Annotated in this window: 2 protein-coding genes and 1 pseudogene; all 3 read right to left on the bottom strand. The window is 73.2% G+C overall.

Annotation, left to right across the window (positions count from 1 at the left end; all coding sequences use genetic code 11):
- Nucleotides 1-92: 92 nt before the first annotated feature.
- Nucleotides 93-428 (bottom strand): annotated as a pseudogene (locus AC2VNT_RS07075) (AMP-binding protein); the annotation flags it as partial.
- Between the two features lie 13 nt (nucleotides 429-441).
- The gene (locus tag AC2VNT_RS07070) at nucleotides 442-849 is read right to left on the bottom strand and encodes a hypothetical protein (RefSeq protein ID WP_486946174.1); all 408 of its coding nucleotides are present in this window, start codon (nucleotides 847-849) and stop codon (nucleotides 442-444) included.
- A gap of 3 nt (nucleotides 850-852) precedes the next feature.
- Nucleotides 853-1,551 (bottom strand): acyl-CoA dehydrogenase family protein (locus tag AC2VNT_RS07065; RefSeq protein ID WP_486946173.1); only part of this gene is annotated, 699 nt, incomplete at its 5' end.

The raw sequence follows: 1,551 nt of genomic DNA, 5'->3' as shown, positions 1-1,551 counted from the left end.
CCCCCACCTCATCGGTCCACCGACGCGGCGCCCGCGACGACGGTTGCGGCCGCCGCTTCACCCTGCCCTCTTGACAAACTTCCCCCCATATCAGATTTCGAGTCGGCGAGCACCAACTGACAGTCGGCGTGGCTGATGTCGCGTTCCAGCGGGACGCCGCGCCGCACCGGGTTCAGCCCCACCGGAACGAAGCCGTAGAGCGCCGCGGCGACCAGCAGCGCCGAGAAGAACGGGGTGTTCTCCAGAAGCACGCCGACATGCGGCGGCCGGGACGGGTCGAGTCGGGCCCGCAGCGCCGCCGCGATCGCGGTCGCGTCGCGGATGTGGTCGCGCCAGCTGGTGAACGAGTCCTCGAAGTAGACGCCCCGATCGGTCACCTCGGCCAGTGGCAGCAGCAGCTCGCTGACGGTGGGCGGGTCATCCGGCAGCACGGTCACGGCGTCACTCCTGCCCGGCCTGGTCGGCCAGCGCCCGCAGCTCGGGCAGCTGATCGGCGAAGTGGGCGGCGCAATCTGCCACCAGAGCACAGCTGACGGCGGTGGCGCCCAGACCGCGCAGCCGGCGCAGCACCCGGGCCGGGTCGCCGGAGACGTCGAGTGGCCGGGTCGCCAGCACGACGTCGAAGCCCTCCGGAGGGGTCACCCGGGCAAGCATTTCAGAGATCTCGACGCCGGACAGCCCGAACGGCATCCATCCGTCGCCGAGCGTCACCGCCCGCCGCAGCGACCGGTGGGTCCGGCCGCCGACCTGGGCGATGCGTGCCACGTCGTCGACGGTGGCGGCGCGCTCCCCGGCCGAGGAGACACCGGGGGTCTGCACCAGGACCGGGGTCGACAGACCGATCCGCATCGGTCAGACCGGGGTCTGCGCCAGTTCGCGGCCGATCGCCAGCAGCTGACCGGTGGCGCCGCCGAGGGCGAACTCGGTCTGCTTGGCGGCCAGAAAGTAGCGGTGAATCGGGTGGTCGGTGTCGATCCCCACCCCGCCGTGGATGTGAACGATGGTGTGCGCCACCCGATGTCCGGCGTCAGCCGCCCAGAACGCGGCGGTGGCGACCTCGGTGTCGGCGGGCAGCCCCTCGCCGACCCGCCAGGCGGCCTGGGTCAGGGTGAGCCGGAGACCCTTGACGTCGATGTAGCCGTCGGCCAGCCGCTGCGACACCGCCTGGAAACTGCCGATCGGCCGGTCGAACTGCTCCCGCTCCCGTGCGTACTCGGCGGTGAGGTGCAGTCCGCGCTCCAGCACACCGAGCTGGTAGGCGCTGCGCCCCAGGGCGGTGAGCCGCGCCAGGTGGTCGAGAACCTCGGTCCCGCCGACCCGCCGGCCGCCGCCGACCGGCACGTCGGAGAGCTCCAGGAACCCGACGCTGCCCAGCCCGGTGGTCTGCAGCACGGTCACCGAGACGCCCGGGTCGTCGGCGGCGACCAGGAAGACCGCGACCCCGGCCGCGGTCTCGGCCGGCACCCGGAACGCGTCGGCGGGCGGGCCGAAGGCGACCTGGGTGCGGCTTCCGGTCAGCCGGTGGCCGGCGTCGTGGGCGACGGCCCGGAC

Source organism: Mycobacterium sp. TH-M15 (genome assembly GCF_057473705.1).
This window is presented reverse-complemented; position numbering and strand designations above follow the sequence as displayed.